Source organism: Knoellia sp. AC549 (genome assembly GCF_979258975.1).
The window spans coordinates 1,431,012-1,447,882 of record NZ_OZ409890.1; the positions used below are offsets into that span (position 1 = coordinate 1,431,012).

Genomic DNA, 16,871 nt, shown 5'->3' on the forward strand with positions numbered 1-16,871 from the left:
GGCATGAGCGAGCTGTCGATCGACGTCACCCACGCCCCGACCCGGCCGTGGCACCGGCTGCGTCGCTCCGTCCCGGGAGTGATCGGCCTCGTCATCATGACGGTGCTCCTCGTCATCGCCGTCCTCGCGTGGGCGGGCGTCACGCCCTACGACCCCATCGCCCAGGACGCGCCCAACCGGCTCCAGCGACCTTCCGGTGCGCACTGGTTCGGGACCGACCAGTTCGGGCGCGATGTCTTCTCGCGCGTGGCGGCCGGGCTCGCGAACTCGGTGCTCATCGCCGGAGTCGCAGTCGCCCTGTCGGCTGCCCTCGGCACCGTGACGGGAGTGGTCGCGGGCTACTTCCGTGGGGCAGCCGACGCCGTCGCCGGGGGCGTGGCCAACGTGTTCTTCGCCTTCCCACCGCTGCTGCTCGCGTTGACCCTCGTCTCCGTGCTCGACCGGACCTGGTTCACCGTCGCACTGGCGATCGCGGTCGTCTATGTGCCGATCTTCTTCCGGGTGGCCCGTGGACCGGTGCTGTCGCTGCGCGAGCAGGACTTCGTCCGCGCCGCCGTGAGCACCGGCCAGAACCCCTGGTCGACGATGGCGTTGCACGTCCTGCCCAACATCAGCGGGCTGGTCATCGTCCAGACGGCGCTGTCGCTGTCGTGGGCCGTGCTCACCGAGGCGTCGCTGTCGTTCCTCGGGCTCGGCACTCCGCCGCCGGCGCCCTCGCTCGGCTCGATGATCTTCGAGGCGCGCAACGTCATCTCCATCGCGAACTGGACGATGATCGCGCCGGGCATCGTCGTCGTGCTCCTCGTGGCCGGGCTCAACCTCCTCGGCGACGGGTTGCGCGACGCCTTGGACGTCAAGGGACGTGACTGACATGACCGCTCCGACTGACCCCACCGAGCCGACTGACCTGACTGACGTGGATGACACGATCGGCTCAGGGGCCGCTGCGTCGTCCATGCGCTGGCTCGGCCTCATTTCCGGCACGTCCCTCGACGCGGTCGACGCCGTGGTCATCGAGCTCACGCCCCGGGGTGACGTGCTCGAGGCGCGCGTCGTGGGTGGACGATCGACGCCCTATCCCCCGGCACTGCGCGCCCGGCTCGTCACGGCGCTCCCGCCGGGACCGTGCACGGCCCATGAGCTGGCCCAGCTCGACACCCTCGTCGGGCAGCACTTCGCCGCGGTCGCGGCCGAGGTCGTCGACGAGCTCGGACCGGTCGACGCCGTCTCGAGCCACGGCCAGACGACCTATCACTGGGTCGAGGGCGGACGTGCCCTGGGCACGATGCAGATCGGTCAGCCGGCGTGGATCGCCGAGCGGCTCGGGGTGCCGGTCGTGAGCGACCTGCGGGCCAGGGACGTTGCGGCCCAGGGGCATGGTGCACCCCTCGTGCCCCTGCTCGACGTGCTCGCCCTGGCAGGCGCCGGCGGCGACACGGCCTCAAGCAAGGTCGTCGCTGCGCTCAACCTCGGCGGCATCTCCAACATGACCCGCGTCGAACCGGCAGCCGAGTCGGGCACCAGGCCGGGAAGCGAGACGGACGCTGGCACGGGAGGCGGGCCTCGGATCACGGCATACGACATCGGTCCGGCGAACGCTCTCGTGGACGCAGTCGTGAGCGACCGCGGGCTGACGCCCGAGGGCTACGACGTCGGAGGGGCGATCGCGGCGACCGGGACAGTCGACGAGGAGCTGCTCGCGACGATGCTCGCCGACCCCTACTACGACCTGCCCGCGCCTAAGTCCACGGGCAAGGAGTACTTCCACCTCGGTCACGTCCTCGTCGCCCTCGGCGACCGTCAGCTCTCCGTCGCCGACCTCATCGCCACGCTGACCCGCCTCACGGGCGAGGTCGTCGGGCGAGAGCTGCTGCGCACCAACGTCACTCGCGTGCTCGCGTCAGGTGGCGGCTGCGACAACCCGGTCCTCATGCGCGCCATCGCGGACGCCGCACCGGGCGTGCAGGTCACGACGACGGCCGACCTCGGGATCCCCACGGATCTCAAGGAGGCGTTCGCCTTCGCGCTCATGGGATGGGCCACGTGGCACGGCCTGCCCGGCAACGTGCCTGCAGCGACGGGCGCCTCGGGTCCGAGGGTGCTGGGGTCCATCACGCCGGGCGCGGCTCCATTGCGCCTGCCCGAGCCGCTGTCGACGATGCCACGAGCCCTCGTGGTGGTGACATGACGGACGTCGACCCGGCCCTCGAGCTCGTGAGCGGTGTTGTGTGCACCGAGGAGGGCGAGCAGCCACCGCCGGGCGCGGTGGTGGGCTCCTGGTCACCGGGCGGGTCGTTCGTGTGGGCGGCGGGGACACGCGACACCGCCGGCGCGCCGATGGAGGTCGACACGGTGCACGACCTCGCCTCGGTGACCAAGCTCGTGACGACCTGCACCGTCATGGCCCTGGTCTCGCAGGGTCGTGTCGATCTGAGCTCCCCTGTCTCGCAGCACCTGTCGTGGTCGGGAGCGGACCCGACGCTGCGCGAGCTGCTGCAGCACCGAGCCGGGCTGCTCCCCTGGCAGCCCCTGCACCACGTGGCGCGCCGCTCGGCCGAGGCCATCGCCCTCGTGCCAGCCCTGCCACGCCGCGGCCCCGTCGGTGTGGCCGGGCCGGCGGGATCGTCGTTCGCCTACTCCGACCTGTCGTTCATCACGCTCGGGGCCGTGGTCGAGTCCGTCACGGGCACCTCATTGGACGTCGCCACCAGCGAGCTGGTCACCCGACCCCTCGGTCTCGGCCTGCACTACCGTCCGCGGTTCGACGCCCATGACGATGACCAGATCGTCGCGGAGTCCGCCCTGGACGAGTCGTGGGAGGAGCGGATGATCGCGACCGGGGAGCCGTATGCCGTACACCTGCAGCCCGACCCCCGGATCCCGGCCGTGGAGCGGCGCAGGACTCCGATCCGCGGAAGCGTCCACGACGGCAACGCCTTCCACGCGATGGGCGGCGTGTCGGGCCACGCCGGCCTCTTCGGGACGGTGCCGGACCTCGTGATGCTGGGCAGGGCCCTGCTCGACACGAGCCATGGCCTCTGGAGCGATGCCGTCGTGGAGGAGTTCACCACTGCTGGACCCGACCCGCAGCAGGCGCTGGGCTTCCGCCTCCGCTCCCTCCCGCGCGGGAGACTGGCCTGGCACCCGGGCTTCACGGGGACCGCGGTGGGCGCGCGGTTCGGGGCCGAGCCAGCTGTCGTCGCGATGGCGACCAACCGTCATCTGCACCGCGGTGTCCCCGTCCCGACCGACCGACTGTGGGAGCGCGTCCTGCGGGCGGTGCTCCTCGAGGAGGCGCCGGCGATGCCACCTATGCCACAGACACACCCTGCGAACCCTGCGAACGCGACAGAGGTGCCTGCATGACGAACCACCCCGCCCTGAGTGTCACCGACCTCGAGGTCGGCTTCCGGTCGCGCCGTGGCCTGGCACCAGCCGTCCGCGGTGTCTCGTTCGACATCGCCCGCGGCGAGACGCTCGCGCTCGTCGGGGAGTCGGGGTCCGGCAAGTCCACGACCGCTGCCGCGGTCAACCGGCTGCTGCCCGACACCGCCGAGATCACCTCCGGCCGGGTCGTCGTCGCTGGCCGTGACGTCGCCGAGCTCAACCCGCGTGACCTGCAGGTTCTGCGAGGCGCGGGCATCGGCCTCGTCCCGCAGGACCCGATGACCAACCTCAACCCCGTCATGCGGGTCGGAGACCAGATCGCCGAGGCACTCGAGGTGCACGGCACCGCAACCGCCGAGGCTCGCGGACGCACCCTCGAGCTGCTCGAGGCCGTGGGCATCGCCGACGGCCGATCGCGGTCGCGGCAGTACCCTCACGAGTTCTCCGGCGGCATGCGCCAGCGCGTCCTCATCGCGATCGGGCTCGCCTGCCGTCCCGCCCTGCTCATCGCCGACGAGCCGACCTCGGCCCTCGACGTGACGATCCAGCGGCGGATCCTCGACCTCCTCGACGAGCTCACGGGTGACCTCGGCACAGCGGTGCTCCTCATCACCCACGACCTCACGCTCGCCGCCGAGCGGGCCGATCGCGTGGCCGTGATGCAGCGAGGCGAGATCGTCGAGATCGGCACCGCGGACCAGGTCATGCACTCGCCGCAGCACGACTACACGCAGCGACTCCTCGCCGCCATCCCCGGCACGACGGCGAAGCCTCGCACCACCTCCGACGCCGAGGCTGACGGCGACACCGACGCCGCCGCCGCGCTCGTCGAGGTGCGCGACCTGGTGAAGGTCTTCGGAGGTGGGCACACGGCATACACCGCTGTCGACGGGGTGAGCCTGGCGATCCCGCGTGGGCGGACGGTCTCGATCGTGGGCGAGTCGGGCTCGGGCAAGTCCACCGTCGCCAACATGCTCCTCGGCCTGGAGCAACCGACCTCGGGTGAGGTGCTCGTCGGTGGCCGGCCGCGGGCGTCCGGGCGTCGGTCGCTCAAGGCCGTGCGGCGCCAGATCCAGCCGGTGTTCCAGAACCCCTACGCCTCGCTCGACCCCCGCTTCACGGTCGGGCGCAGCATCGCCGAGCCGATGGCCGTCCACGGGATCGGGACCAGGCAGACCCGTCGGTCCCGGGTCGACGAGCTGCTCCACCAGGTCGCCCTGCCCGGCAACGTCGCCGACCGGCACCCACACCAGCTGTCGGGCGGGCAGCGGCAGCGCGTCGCCATCGCCCGGGCCCTCTCGCTCGAACCCGACCTCGTCGTCCTCGACGAGGCGGTGTCGGCGCTCGACGTGCTGGTGCAGCAGCAGATCCTCGAGCTGCTCGCCCGGCTGCAGTCCGAGCTCGGGCTGGCCTACCTCTTCATCAGCCACGACCTCGCCGTCGTCCGGATGATCTCCGACGAGGTGCACGTCATGCAGCGGGGCAAGATCGTCGAGTCCGGCTCTCCCGAGAGGCTTTTCACCTCACCGCAGGCGGACTACACCCGAGAGCTGTTGGCCGCCATCCCCAAGCCGGCCTGAAACCCCAGCCTTGTGTGCCTGAGAGCGAGGTATAGCCCGCTCTCAGGCACACAAGGCTGGGGTTTCAGGGCAGCAGGGAGTCGGTGACGAACTCCGCGACCTCGCGGTGCCACGTCAGCGGATGCCGCAGCATCGAGTGGCCGTCCCCCTCGACCGGTCGCCAGGTCACGTCGGCTCCCTGACCGCGCAACACCTCGCCGAGCGCCTCGGTGCGACGCGGGTCCGTGGTCCCGTCGTTCAGGCCGTGCATCAGCAGCACCTTCAACCCGGGGCGGCCCGGCCGAGGGTCCCCGTCCTCGACCCACGGAGCCAACGCCACCACCGTCGTGACATCCGGCTCGCCCGCGAGGTGGGTGACGACCCGACCACCCATCGAGTGGCCGATGAGCGCGACCGGCAACCCGGCATACCGGTCACGGACCCGGTCCAGCGCCCATCGCGCGTCAGCGAGCGGGGTCTCCTCCGTGCCGTTCCAGCCGAAGTAGCGGTTCTTGAGCCGCACGACCGCGAGCCGGCCACCGGCGCGGCGCTCGATGGCGCGCGCGAACGGGCGCATGCGCAGGACGGGGCCCTCCCACCACGGCATGGGTCCGTAGCCGCGCTCGCCACCTCCGTGCAGCACGATGGCCACACCTTCTGCCTTCGGCGGCATCGTCCCGCGCAGGTCGTGCGCCACCAAGCGACCCAGGGGGTCCCTCACGGCACCTCACCGGCGGCGATCTCGGCCAACAGCCACGCGGCATACGCGGCACTGGCGTCGAGGATGCGGTCGAAGCGGCCACGGTGCGACTTGGCGAGGACGAGGTGCTCGTCAGCAGTGACGAGCTCACCGTCCCAGCGGAACGTCGACGTGATCCCGGGCAGCACCTGGGCGCAGGCGGCGAGGCGCTCGGTGACGAGGACCCGCGCGATGCGAGCCGCGTCCTCGGGAGGAGCGGTGATCCGCACCTCGAGGATGCCGTGGTCCATCGCGCGGTCGGCCGTCATCCGTGCTCCCGGATCAGACCTGGGTGCGGTGGAAGTTCGCGAACGAGCGGCTGGCGGTCGGGCCGCGCTGCCCCTGGTAGTGCGAGCCGTACTTCGCCGAGCCATAGGGGTTCTCGACGGGGCTGGAGAGCCTGAAGAAGCACAGCTGACCGACCTTCATCCCCGGCCACAGCTTGATCGGCAGGGTCGCGACGTTGCTCAGCTCGAGGGTCACGTGCCCCGAGAACCCTGGGTCGACGAAGCCGGCCGTCGCGTGGGTGAGCAGGCCGAGCCGGCCCAGGCTCGACTTGCCCTCGACCCGCGCGGCGATGTCGTCCGGCAGCGTCACGGTCTCGTAGATCGACCCGAGCACGAACTCACCGGGGTGCAGCACGAACGGCTCGTCCGGCTCCACCTCGACGAGTCGCGTGAGGTCGGGCTGGTCCTCGCGCGGGTCGATGTAGGGGTACTTGTGGTTGTCGAACAGCCGGAAGTAGCGGTCGAGTCGGACGTCGATGCTGCTCGGCTGGATCATGTCCGGATCCCAAGGATCGAGGACGACCCTCTGGGAGTCGACCTCGGCCTTGATGTCTCTGTCGCTGAGCAGCACCCGCCAAATCTAGCCGTGATCCCCGAACTCGTGGGCGTCGGCCGGGATGAGCCTGGTCGCCACGGCCACGAGGCCCAGGAGGGCTGCGGCCACGACGATGACGACGAGGTATGCCGGCCGGAACAGTTCCACGGGCAGGCGCGACTCCTGCGCGCTGGCAACTTGGAAGAACAGCGTGCCGATCGCGGCTGCGCCGACGGCGTTGGCCAGCTGGGTAGTCGTGTTGAACAGCCCCGAGGCGGATCCGGCGTGGCGGCCGTGGACCTTGCCGAGGGCGAGCGGTGCGATCGACGAGACCATGAACCCGAAGCCGAGGCCCACGACCGCGAACGCTGCGACGAACGCCCAGTAGCTCGTCGTGGGGGTGGCCTCAGCGACGACGATGGCGAGGAGGCCCAGGCCGGCGGCCATGATGACGGCGCCCATGAGCAGGACCTGCCGGCCCATCCGTGCCAGGAGGACCGCTGCACCGGTGCCTGCACCGATCGTCGCGGTGATCGCGAACGGGATGTTGACGAGGCCCGCCTTGAGAACAGACCAGCCCAGCCCGATCTGCAGGTAGAGCGTCGTCGAGAGGAAGTACCCCGCGCACACGACGAAGAGCAACGAGCCGACGAGAGTGGCCCCGCGGAAGCCGCGGCCGGCATACAGGGAGGTCGTGACGAGCGGGTCGCCACCGGTCGACTCGACGCGGCGCTGAGCGCGGAGGAAGACGGCGAGGACGAGCAGACCGCCGGCCATCACGGCATACGTCCAGAGCGGCCAGCCGAGCTCGTGGCCCATGGTGAGCGGGTAGAGGACGCCGAGGAGTCCGACGGCGAGCACGATGACGGAACGCACGTTGATGCGGACAGGGTGCTCGGAGCGTGACTCGGGGATGAAGCGCAGGGCGGCGACGAGCGCGACGACGCCGACCGGGATGTTGACGAGGAAGACCGCGCGCCAGCCGCTGAGGTCGGTGAGCACGGCGCCGAGGATGGGCCCGGCGACGCTGGCGAGACCGGCGAGGCCCGAGAAGATGCCCATGGCCTTGCCCCGCTCGGAGGGTGCGTACATGACCTGGATGCTCGTGAGGACCTGCGGCACCATCGCGGCCGCGGCGATCCCCTGGATGGCGCGGAAGGCGACGAGGAGCTCGATGTTGCCGGCGAACCCGCAGGCCGCAGAGGCGAAGGTGAAGCCGACGAGCCCGGCGATGAAGAGGCGCTTGCGTCCGAACCGGTCACCCAGTCGGGCACCCGTGATGAGGGCGATGCCGAAGGCGAGCGGGTAGGCCGCGACGACCCACTGCAGCATCGCCGCGCTGGCGCCGAGGGAGCGTTCGATCGTCGGGAGGGCGACGTTGACGATGGTGACGTCGATGAGCTCCATCGTCGAGGCGAGGAGCAGGCTGACGAGCGCGAGGGTGCGCGCCCGTCCGGTGATGGGTGCGCGGAAGGGGACCTGGGTGCCCGGGGCTGTTGTCGTGGTCATGAGAACGACGCTAGAAGGGCTTCCGGTCAGTTTCTGTCCGCTATAGATGTCAGTCTTGGTCCATGGCCAACACGAGCTCTCGCACCCTCAGGTTGCTCTCCCTGCTCCAGACCCACCGGTTCTGGCCCGGGGTCGAGCTGGCCTCGCGCCTCGACGTCTCGGACCGGACGTTGCGTCGCGACGTCGAGCGGTTGCGCGAGCTCGGCTACCCGGTGACGTCGTCGCGCGGTGTCGAGGGCGGCTACCAGCTTGGGTCGGGTGGGTCGATGCCCCCGCTCGTCGTCGACGAGGACGAGGCGATCGCCATGGTCGTCGCCCTGGGACAGACGGCGTCGGCCCAGTCGGGTGCCCTGGCCGACTCGACGCTGTCGGCCCTGTCCAAGGTCGTCCAGGTGCTGCCGGCGCGGTTGCGCCGTCGGGCGGAGGCGCTGCGGGCGGTGACCGTGGACTCTCCGTTCGCGGAGGCGCCCGAGGTCGAGGCGTCGGTTCTTGGGGCGATCGCGCAGGCCATCCGTGATGCCGAGCGAATCCGGTTCTCCTACACCGCTCGTGGCGGCGCCTCGGCTGGCGAGCTCGCGCGGCGTCACGTCGAGCCGCACCAGCTCGTCACCGTGGGGCGGCGCTGGTATCTCTTGGCCTTCGACCTCGAGCGCTCCGACTGGCGGTCGTTCCGGCTCGACCGGCTCGCCGAGCCTTTGGGGACGAAGTCCCTGTTCCGGAGGCGAGAGATCCCGGGAGGGGACGCGGCGGCATACGTGCGTGCTGGCCTGTCGGGTCGAGCACAGGGGCATCGGCTCGTCACTGTCGTGGATGCTCCGGCTTCCGACGTCGAGAGCCGGATCGGGCGGTGGACGACGGTCGAGGACCTCGGCGGCGGGCGGTGCCGCGTGACGGGCGAGGCACCGGACATCGGGTTCCTGCTGCTCGGGATGGGGCTCGTGGATGCGCCGTTCACGGTCGAGGAGGCGGGCCCCGAGGTGCGGGAGGCGATGGCCTCCTGGGCGTCGCGGTTCGCTGCGGCCAGCGAGGGTGCGGCCGCCAACTCGGCCGCGACGGTGGGTTAAACTCGCGTCCGCGCCCTCAGTGCTGGGGGCGCTCGCCGGTGTAGCTCAATGGTAGAGCGCCAGCTTCCCAAGCTGGACACGCGAGTTCGATTCTCGTCACCGGCTCCACAACGTTCCTGCAGGTCAGCAATGCGGGACCTTGGCGCGCGGGGCGCCGGAAGCCAAAGGAGCTCAGGTCCGGCGGCTGGACAGGCTCTCGGCGACACCGATGAGCAGCACTGCGGCGATGACGGCCGCGATGAAGCCGATGACATTCAGCTCGAAGATGTCGCCCGTGCCCAAGAGGTTCGCGAGCAGCCCACCGATGACCGACCCGGCGAGGCCGAGCAGGAGCGTCATCACGAGGCCGAGGCGCTGCTTGCCGGGCTTGATCAACCGTGCCAGGACGCCGATGACCAAGCCTGCAACGATGAATCCGATCATGATGTTCTCCTTCTCAGGCGGCGCGAGTCCGAACACCTGCCAGATTACCGGGCGCTGCCTCGCGCCGGGCCCCACAGCTCACACCCACACGAACGCGTGGCCAATCCGCCGTGGACCTACTCTTTGGGCGGCAGGTCGCGCACGAACGCCACTCCCCGCTGCACCCACGTCGCCAGCGACGCGTCGTCCGCCGTGGTCGATGACTCGACCAGCAACCACCCGCGCAGACTCCGCCCACCCATCTCCATGGGATTGACCGAGTCACCATCGACGAGCGCCTCGGCCTCATCGGGATCCACCCGCACCATGAGCGAACCCCGACTGCCCGCGGCGACCGCCATGTGCCCGTCGAGCATGAACCCCAACCCGCCGAACATCGCTCGCTCGCTGAGCCCGCTCTCGTCCGACAGAACGTCGCGGATCCGGTGCGCGAGCTCCTCGTCATAGGCCACGACAGCAGCGTAGGCCCACCGGCCCGGCAGTGAGCCGATGTGCCGTGAAGGCACCCGCTGGGAGTGTTCCGTCAGCAGCTCACGCTCACCGGCGCGGCCGACGTCGCCCCCTGGTTACGGCACGCCGCCAGGCCTCGGTTGGCGAGACCGGATTTCATCTGCGAGATGGCGGTGGCATTGAACGCCCGCCACTGCATGTGCATCAGCACAGTGCTTCCCGCACGAGAGTTCGACACGGCAGACGAGACGACAGAGGACTGGGTCTTGCCCGTCCAGTCACGGGTGTCGACGGTCCACGTCCAGACCCGCATGCCCTTCGACGCATAGGCGTTGAGGACCGTGGTGTTGACGGCGCCATACGGAGGGCGTCCATAGGAGGTGACGACGCCCGGTGCACTCAGCTGCGAGCGGACGCTCGAGTAGCTGAGCCGGGTGAGGTCTGGGTGCGATACCGAGTGGTTGAAGACGTAGTGCCCGTGAGCGCGCGCGTAGGGCGCACTGAACTTGCCCGACGAGATGCAGTTGCCGGTGGGGAACAGGACGAGAGCGATTCCGAGGCGCTCGGCCCCGAGAACGGCGTTCTGGAAGGCCGAATATCCCGTGGGACAGTCATCAAAGCTCAGGACGACTCGACTCGTCCGGTTGGGCCCGGTGGTTCGCGAGTAGCGGGTGCCGCCGCTCACCAGGGTCCGCCACGTCTGCGGGCCGACCACACCATCAATCGTCATGCCGACGTAGTCGGACTGGAAGCGCCTCACCGCAACGTCGGTCGCACTCCCGAACGACCCGTCCGCGCCGGCACCCCCGACCGAGTAGCCCTTCGCGACGAGCATCTGCTGCAGGACGCGGACGCAGCTGCCCGAGTCCCCGCGCACGAGCTGTGGCCGTGAAGCCACCGGCGTCGTCGACGAGCAGGACCGGATCGCAGCGTGAGCCGACGGCGCCATCTGGGGCGGCGCGACCGCCGGCACGGTGACGAGTGCCAGCGCAAGCATGCCGACGGACGCAACCCTGAAGCCGAAGGAGGAGGGACGGGTCGATGTGGTGGACATGGTCCGGCTTTCCTTGCGCCGGTGGCTGCGCTGGCGGGCGCAGGTCCCGGTGCCTTGGCCGCGCGTCCCCTGTCGTCCACGCAGCGGTGGCGACATCCCCAGTTTCCGGCCCGCCCGGACCCACGCACAGAGCCCGTTGTGACCTGGGCGTCAGCACACCGTCGCGGATTCAAAGACGACGAGGGAACTAGTTGACACCGGACGCGGACCCCCCGAGGTAGTCACTGCACTGTGCTCCGGGTCCGCCAACCTGCACAGAACCTTCACCAGTCCCTGACACGGTCAGGCCGCCCGCGGTCCTACCGTCAGACGCATGAGCCGCCTCCTGAGCACCTCCCGCGCCCTCCCTCTGGCCGTCGCCTTTGCGACCCTCCTCTTCCTCCTCCTCGGCATCGGCGCCCTCGGCATCATCGGGGACGGCGACGCCGACAGGATCTATCTCGCGGTCGTCGCCGTCTTCGCGATCGGCATCGTCGTCGCAAGGTTGCGACCGCAGCCGATGGCCGTGGCCATGCTCGCCACCGCGGCCACCATGGTGGTCTGCACCGTCGTGGCGTTCGCGATGGGCGAGCACCGCAACCCGGGCGCCTCCGCGTCCGACATGGTCATGCTCACCACCATGTATGCCGGCCTGTTCGCCGCCGCTGCCTGGCTCTTCGCGCGCTACGCGCGCCGTCCCGACCGCACCCGCCGCGCTGGTGGCTCCCAGCCCACGGCTGGATGAGTCAGGTCAGCGGGGCGTCGGAGCTCAGCGCCGGCGGAAGCGGCTGGCCGCGAAGGGCTCCAGGACCGGCGTCGAGACGCCGCGAACGATGAGCTGGGTGAGGGCGTCGGCCGTGCCCGGGGCCAGCGTCACGCCGAGCATCCCGTGCCCGGAGGCGACGTAGGCGTTCACGAGCCGGCCGAGGCGTCCGATGATCGGCAAGCCGTCGGGAGTCATGGGCCGCATCCCGGCCTGAGGGGCGCCCGAACCGGAGGCCGCCACCGACCAGTCGCGGAAGTACGCCGCCGGCCCCTTGCGGATCGCGTCGACCCGCACCTGGTCCACGACCTCGTCCAGCCCACCGAGCTCCATCGTGCCGGCCAGCCGGAGTCGTCCGTCGAGCGGCGTCACCGCCACCTTGGCCTCGGACAGGCTGACGGCGCTGCGCAGCGGCATCGGCGCCACGTCCAAGGAGTAGCCCTTGCCCGACCGCACCGGAAGTGGCTCACGGAACAGCCGCGAGAGCACCCCGGTCCAGGCGCCCGCAGCCAGGACCACGCTGTCCCCAGAGAACCGTCGCTTACGCGAGACGACTGCCGCCACCCGGTCACCGCGCAGGACCACGTCGTCGATGGGAGTGTCCTCGACGACCTCGACACCCAGCGCGGTGAGCCGGAGCTGGAGCGCCGCGACCAGCGCACCGGGGTCGAGATACCGCTCCCCGGGGAAGTGGATGCCACCGCGAACCCGGTCCGACAGCAGCGGCTCCTGCTCACGCACGGCGTCGCCGAGGAGGACCCGCGACTCGATGCCGTGCCCGGCCACCAGCTCGAGATCGTTCGCGTGGTGCTCGAGGTGCGCCTCGTCGAGGAACGCCAGCAGCAGCCCGCCATCGTGCATCTCGAAGTCCATGCCGTCGGCGCGGTAGTCGTCGAGCAGCGCCATGCTGCCGGCGGCCAACCGGAGGTGCGCCTCGAACCCCCGCCGGTGGTCCCGTGCGTTGGAGTGCCGCCACATGCCCAGCATGAAGCGCACGAAATCGGGGTGCAGGGAGGGCCGGATCGACAGCGGGCTGTCCCGCCGGAGCATCCACCGCATCGACGCGAGGACCATTCCCGGCGCCGGCACGGGTCCGCTCACCGCCGGAACCACCCACCCGGCGTTGACGTCCGAGGCGCCCAGGCCCGGCCTCCGGGCATCCACGACCGTCACCGACTGCCCCTCGCGGGCGAGGTGGTACGCCGTGGTCAGGCCGATGATCCCGCCACCGATGACGATCGTGCCCACGCCTCACCCTTTCAAAGCCGTCGTATGCCGTGCCGCCCGGTCTCGACGCCTGCTGCCCGCGGGAGCGCGGGACGGCGATCAGGCCTGCGGGGCAGGGTCGACGCGCGCCGGCGGGTAGGGCGTGAACATCCCGCCCTGGAGCCCGGCCACCACGGGGCTGACGGCGGACAGTGCCCCCTCGACCAGGTGGGCTGGTGCCGTCCCTGCCGGCAGGCGCAGAGCGTCCGCGAAGGCCGCGGCGTCCGCCGGGCGCTGCTCGGGCAGCTTGGCCAGACCAGCCAGGACGGTCGTGCGCAGGGGCTCGGGCACGGATGCCGGCAGCTCCGGCGCAGGCTGCCCCACGTGCGCGAGCGCGGTCGTCACCATGGACTCGCCGGCGAACGGCCGGGTGCCGGTGATCATCTCGAACCCGACGACCGCCAGCGCGTAGATGTCGCAGGCAGGTGTGGCAGGACGGCCCTGCACCTGCTCGGGGGCCAGGTAGTGCGCCGTGCCCAGCATCTCGCCGGTCTGGGTCAGGGCCGAGCCCGACATCGCCTTGGAGATGCCGAAGTCCGTCAGCCGCGCGTAGCCGTCGTCGTCCACCACGATGTTCGCCGGTTTGACGTCACGGTGGACGACACCGGCCTCATGAGCAGCATGGAGGGCCGACGCGGTCTGGTGGAGGATCTCCGTGACCTCCTCGGCGGGCAGAGGACCCTGCTCGGCGATGACCGTGGACAGCGGCCTGCCCTCGATCAGCTCCATGACGAGGAAGGCCGACTGCTCGCCCTCGCCGAAGTCGTGCACGGTGACGATATTGGGGTGCTGGAGGGCAGCGGAATTCAGCGCCTCGACGCGGAACCGCTCGACGAAGGTCTCGTCGCTGCTGGTGCCGGGACGCAGGACCTTGACGGCGACGGGCCGTTGCAACCTCTCGTCCAGGGCACGCCAGATCTGACCCATACCGCCCTCGGCGATGAGCTCCTCGAGGCGGTAGCGATCGGTGAGGAGCAGCCCGGGTACGTAGTTCACGAGCGGGGAGCCGGGACGACCGCGGCGCGAGGTGCGCTGGGCGTCACGTGGCAGGGGCAGACGGTGGTCACGAGGGTCCTGAGCGGTTGCGACCCCTCCAGAGCGGAAGGATGACTGGAGACGATTGTCGCAGGTCGCAGGCCTGCAGCGGGCGTCAGAGCACGACGTATGAGCAGAGCAGCCCCATGCGTCTCTCAGCTGCCGGGGACCATCCAGCGCAGGATCTGCACCAGCCCCACGATGGCGCACACCACGACGAGCGCAGCAAGAACCCAGGCGATGACCTGGGCCGCGTCGATGCCGCCCGACGCGTTCTCGACCGACTCGGGCGCAGGGGTGGACACACCGAAGGCCTCCCGCGCCTCCAGCGCCTTGTCCCTGAGCGCCTCGACCTTCTTGGAGCGCGGCTCCTGCCGGATCGAGCGCGGCAACGAGCGCCACATCGCACCGAAGTCGTCACCGTGCGCCTCGCGCCACGCAGCCACGGCCGCTTCGACCTCAGGTCCCTTGACGCCGGCGCCGAACCACGCCGCCCCGGCCGCCGGCAGATCACCCATGCCGTGGTGCACCTCGCCCAGCAGTCGTAGGGCCTCGACGTCACGCTCCTCGCGGACGTGTGCGTCCAGCAGGTCGCGCGCCACCCACAGCTGTTGGCGCTCGATCGCCCGGCTCGCCTCCGCGACGACGGAGCCCGAACCCTCGCTGGAGGCGTCGGTGTCGGTCGCGGTGTCGGTCTCGGGACGGTCGTCGGGCATGGGACTCAGCGAACCACACCGCCGCACCGGTCTCCACGACCGGCACACACGGCATACCCCTGCATTGCCCGTATGCCGTCCGCCCACGTCCCGTGACGCAGCCCACTAAGCGTGCGCTTAGTCACAAAGCGGACCACCGCCTTGCCCGGTCCTACTCGTGGGTAGCACCATGGTGGCATGGGCCACTACAAGAGCAACCTGCGCGACATCGAGTTCAACCTCTTCGAGGTGCTCGGTCGCGGTGACGTCCTGGGCCACGGCCCCTACGAGGACCTCGACACCGACACCGCGCGCGAGATGCTCAAGGAGATGGCGCGCCTCAGCGAGAACGAGATCGCCGAGTCGTTCCAGGACTCCGACCGCAACCCACCGGTCTATGACCCGGAGTCGCAGGTCGTCACGATGCCGGAGTCGTTCAAGAAGTCCTACAAGGCCTACCGCGACAGCGGCTTCTGGGGCATCGACCTGCCCGCCGAGCTCGACGGCACGGTCGCCCCGCCGAGCCTGCGCTGGGCCATGAACGAGCTCGTCCTCGGCGCGAACCCGGCCCTGCTCATGTTCAACGCGTCCTACGGCTTCGCCAAGCTGCTCCACATCCTCGGCAACGACGAGCAGAAGAAGCTCGCCCGCTGGATCGTCGAGAAGGACTGGCACTGCACGATGGTGCTCACCGAGCCCGACGCCGGTTCCGACGTCGGCGCCGGCCGCACCAGGGCCACGCAGAACGAGGACGGCACTTGGGACATCACCGGTGTGAAGCGCTTCATCACGAGCGCCGAGTCGGACATGGTCGACAACGTCGTCCACTTCGTGCTCGCCCGCCCCGAGGGCGCCGGCCCCGGGACCAAGGGCCTCTCGCTCTTCATCCTCACGAAGTACGCCGTCGACCTCGAGACCGGCGAGCTCGGCGAGCGCAACGGCGTCTACGTCACGAACGTCGAGAAGAAGATGGGCCTCAAGGTCTCCACGACCTGCGAGCTCACCTTCGGCGGCGAGAAGCCCGCCACCGGAACGCTGCTGGGCGACGTGCACGACGGCATCGCCCAGATGTTCCGCGTCATCGAGAACGCCCGCATGCTCGTCGGCACCAAGGCCATCGCGACCCTGTCGACCGGCTACCTCAACGCGCTCGAGTACGCCAAGGAGCGCGTCCAGGGCGCCGACCTCACGCAGCAGACCGACAAGTCCGCCCCGCGTGTGACGATCACGCACCACCCGGACGTGCGTCGCAGCCTCATGCTGCAGAAGGCCTACGCCGAGGGACTGCGCGCGCTCGTCCTCTATACGGCCGCCCAGCAGGACATCGTCGACACGGAGCAGCTCCGCACCGGCGCCGAGACCCTCGAGCACGGCTCCCCCGCCGAGCAGGCCAACCGCGTCAACGACCTGCTCCTCCCGATCGTCAAGGGCCTCGGGTCCGAGCGCGCCTGGGTGCTGCTCGGCACCGAGTCGCTGCAGACGTTCGGTGGCTCCGGCTTCCTGCAGGACTACCCGGTCGAGCAGTACGTCCGTGACGCCAAGATCGACACCCTCTACGAGGGCACGACCGCCATCCAGGGCCTTGACTTCTTCTTCCGCAAGATCATCAAGGACAAGGCCCAGGCCCTCACCACGCTGTCGATGCAGATCCAGGAGTTCGCCAAGGACCTCGGCGGCCACGGCGGCAGGCTCGACCGCGAGCGCGAGCTCCTGGGCGAGGGCCTCGAGAACGTCCAGGGCATCCTCGGCTACATGGTCGGCGAGCTGATGAAGTCCGACCCGCGCCAGCAGGGGGACGTCACCAACCTCTACAAGGTCGGCCAGAACACCACGCGCCTCCTCCTTGGCGCCGGTGACCTTGTCGTCGGCTGGCTGCTCCTGCGCCAGGCCGACGTCGCGCTCAAGGCCCTCGAGGGTGGGGTCAGCGAGAAGGACCGCGCCTTCTACACCGGCAAGGTCGCGGCCGCGCAGTTCTTCGCCCGTCAGGTGCTCCCGCGCCTCGCCGCCGAGCGCACCATGGCCGAGGCCACCGACAACGAGCTCATGGACGTGCCGGAGTCGGCCTTCTGAGTTCGCCTCTCCAGGGTTGAGAGTCCACACCCACCATCCGGTATGCCGTCCGCGCA

The 16,871-nt window shown here is 70.3% G+C and carries 17 protein-coding genes and 1 tRNA gene; 8 read left to right on the forward strand and 10 right to left on the reverse strand.

What is annotated here, in order from left to right:
• Positions 1 to 3 precede the first annotated feature (3 nt).
• The 4 genes from ACZZ98_RS06870 to ACZZ98_RS06885 are packed head-to-tail and all read left to right on the forward strand — an operon-like array spanning position 4 to position 4,967.
• Positions 4 to 870: an ABC transporter permease gene (locus ACZZ98_RS06870; protein ID WP_463515533.1), complete on the forward strand. Its 867-nt coding sequence runs from the start codon at positions 4 to 6 to the stop codon at positions 868 to 870.
• 46 nt (positions 871 to 916) lie between these two features.
• Entirely contained in the window at positions 917 to 2,188 is a 1,272-nt protein-coding gene (locus ACZZ98_RS06875; RefSeq protein WP_463515534.1) for an anhydro-N-acetylmuramic acid kinase, read from the forward strand.
• On the forward strand, positions 2,185 to 3,366 hold the full coding sequence (locus ACZZ98_RS06880) for a serine hydrolase domain-containing protein (protein ID WP_463515535.1): 1,182 nt from the start codon (positions 2,185 to 2,187) through the stop codon (positions 3,364 to 3,366). Before ACZZ98_RS06875 ends, ACZZ98_RS06880 begins: the two co-directional genes overlap by 4 nt.
• Positions 3,363 to 4,967: a dipeptide ABC transporter ATP-binding protein gene (locus ACZZ98_RS06885; RefSeq protein ID WP_463515536.1), complete on the forward strand. Its 1,605-nt coding sequence runs from the start codon at positions 3,363 to 3,365 to the stop codon at positions 4,965 to 4,967. The genes ACZZ98_RS06880 and ACZZ98_RS06885 overlap by 4 nt, the downstream gene beginning before the upstream one ends.
• A gap of 64 nt (positions 4,968 to 5,031) precedes the next feature.
• Here the strand turns inward: ACZZ98_RS06885 and ACZZ98_RS06890 are convergent, their stop codons facing one another.
• The 4 genes from ACZZ98_RS06890 to ACZZ98_RS06905 are packed head-to-tail and all read right to left on the reverse strand — an operon-like array spanning position 5,032 to position 8,016.
• Positions 5,032 to 5,667 carry an alpha/beta hydrolase gene (locus ACZZ98_RS06890; protein ID WP_463515537.1) on the reverse strand — a complete coding sequence of 212 codons (636 nt, stop codon included), beginning with the start codon at positions 5,665 to 5,667 and terminating at the stop codon, positions 5,032 to 5,034.
• Positions 5,664 to 5,954: a divalent-cation tolerance protein CutA gene (cutA, locus tag ACZZ98_RS06895; protein WP_463515538.1), complete on the reverse strand. Its 291-nt coding sequence runs from the start codon at positions 5,952 to 5,954 to the stop codon at positions 5,664 to 5,666. Before cutA ends, ACZZ98_RS06890 begins: the two co-directional genes overlap by 4 nt.
• A gap of 13 nt (positions 5,955 to 5,967) precedes the next feature.
• Entirely contained in the window at positions 5,968 to 6,543 is a 576-nt protein-coding gene (dcd, locus tag ACZZ98_RS06900; protein ID WP_463515539.1) for a dCTP deaminase, read from the reverse strand.
• A 9-nt stretch (positions 6,544 to 6,552) separates the two neighbouring features.
• Complete coding sequence (locus tag ACZZ98_RS06905) at positions 6,553 to 8,016, reverse strand: DHA2 family efflux MFS transporter permease subunit (RefSeq protein WP_463515540.1); 1,464 nt, start codon at positions 8,014 to 8,016, stop codon at positions 6,553 to 6,555.
• Between the two features lie 62 nt (positions 8,017 to 8,078).
• Here ACZZ98_RS06905 and ACZZ98_RS06910 point away from each other — a divergent pair, with 62 nt between their 5' ends.
• Positions 8,079 to 9,080, forward strand: a complete 1,002-nt coding sequence (locus ACZZ98_RS06910) for a helix-turn-helix transcriptional regulator (protein WP_463515541.1) — start codon at positions 8,079 to 8,081, stop codon at positions 9,078 to 9,080.
• Between the two features lie 34 nt (positions 9,081 to 9,114).
• Positions 9,115 to 9,188, forward strand: a tRNA-Gly gene (locus ACZZ98_RS06915).
• A gap of 63 nt (positions 9,189 to 9,251) precedes the next feature.
• Here ACZZ98_RS06915 and ACZZ98_RS06920 read toward each other — a convergent pair.
• The 3 genes from ACZZ98_RS06920 to ACZZ98_RS06930 form a co-directional block, all read right to left on the reverse strand.
• Positions 9,252 to 9,503, reverse strand: coding sequence for a GlsB/YeaQ/YmgE family stress response membrane protein (locus tag ACZZ98_RS06920; RefSeq protein WP_463515542.1), 252 nt, complete (start codon positions 9,501 to 9,503; stop codon positions 9,252 to 9,254).
• 116 nt (positions 9,504 to 9,619) lie between these two features.
• Entirely contained in the window at positions 9,620 to 9,955 is a 336-nt protein-coding gene (locus tag ACZZ98_RS06925) for a TfoX/Sxy family protein (RefSeq protein WP_463515543.1), read from the reverse strand.
• Between the two features lie 71 nt (positions 9,956 to 10,026).
• Positions 10,027 to 11,007: a peptidoglycan-binding protein gene (locus tag ACZZ98_RS06930; RefSeq protein ID WP_463515544.1), complete on the reverse strand. Its 981-nt coding sequence runs from the start codon at positions 11,005 to 11,007 to the stop codon at positions 10,027 to 10,029.
• Between the two features lie 313 nt (positions 11,008 to 11,320).
• Here ACZZ98_RS06930 and ACZZ98_RS06935 point away from each other — a divergent pair, with 313 nt between their 5' ends.
• Positions 11,321 to 11,731, forward strand: a complete 411-nt coding sequence (locus ACZZ98_RS06935) for a hypothetical protein (RefSeq protein WP_463515545.1) — start codon at positions 11,321 to 11,323, stop codon at positions 11,729 to 11,731.
• Positions 11,732 to 11,755: 24 nt separating this feature from the next.
• Here the strand turns inward: ACZZ98_RS06935 and ACZZ98_RS06940 are convergent, their stop codons facing one another.
• The 3 genes from ACZZ98_RS06940 to ACZZ98_RS06950 all read right to left on the reverse strand — a co-directional run bounded on the left by ACZZ98_RS06940 (position 11,756) and on the right by ACZZ98_RS06950 (position 14,766).
• Entirely contained in the window at positions 11,756 to 12,997 is a 1,242-nt protein-coding gene (locus ACZZ98_RS06940) for an NAD(P)/FAD-dependent oxidoreductase (protein ID WP_463515546.1), read from the reverse strand.
• Between the two features lie 78 nt (positions 12,998 to 13,075).
• Positions 13,076 to 14,011: a serine/threonine-protein kinase gene (locus ACZZ98_RS06945; protein WP_463515547.1), complete on the reverse strand. Its 936-nt coding sequence runs from the start codon at positions 14,009 to 14,011 to the stop codon at positions 13,076 to 13,078.
• A 194-nt stretch (positions 14,012 to 14,205) separates the two neighbouring features.
• Positions 14,206 to 14,766 (reverse strand): hypothetical protein, encoded by a 561-nt coding sequence (locus ACZZ98_RS06950; protein WP_463515548.1) that lies wholly within the window; start codon positions 14,764 to 14,766, stop codon positions 14,206 to 14,208.
• 177 nt (positions 14,767 to 14,943) lie between these two features.
• Here ACZZ98_RS06950 and ACZZ98_RS06955 point away from each other — a divergent pair, with 177 nt between their 5' ends.
• The gene (locus ACZZ98_RS06955; protein WP_463515549.1) at positions 14,944 to 16,815 is read left to right on the forward strand and encodes an acyl-CoA dehydrogenase; all 1,872 of its coding nucleotides are present in this window, start codon (positions 14,944 to 14,946) and stop codon (positions 16,813 to 16,815) included.
• Positions 16,816 to 16,871 lie beyond the last annotated feature (56 nt).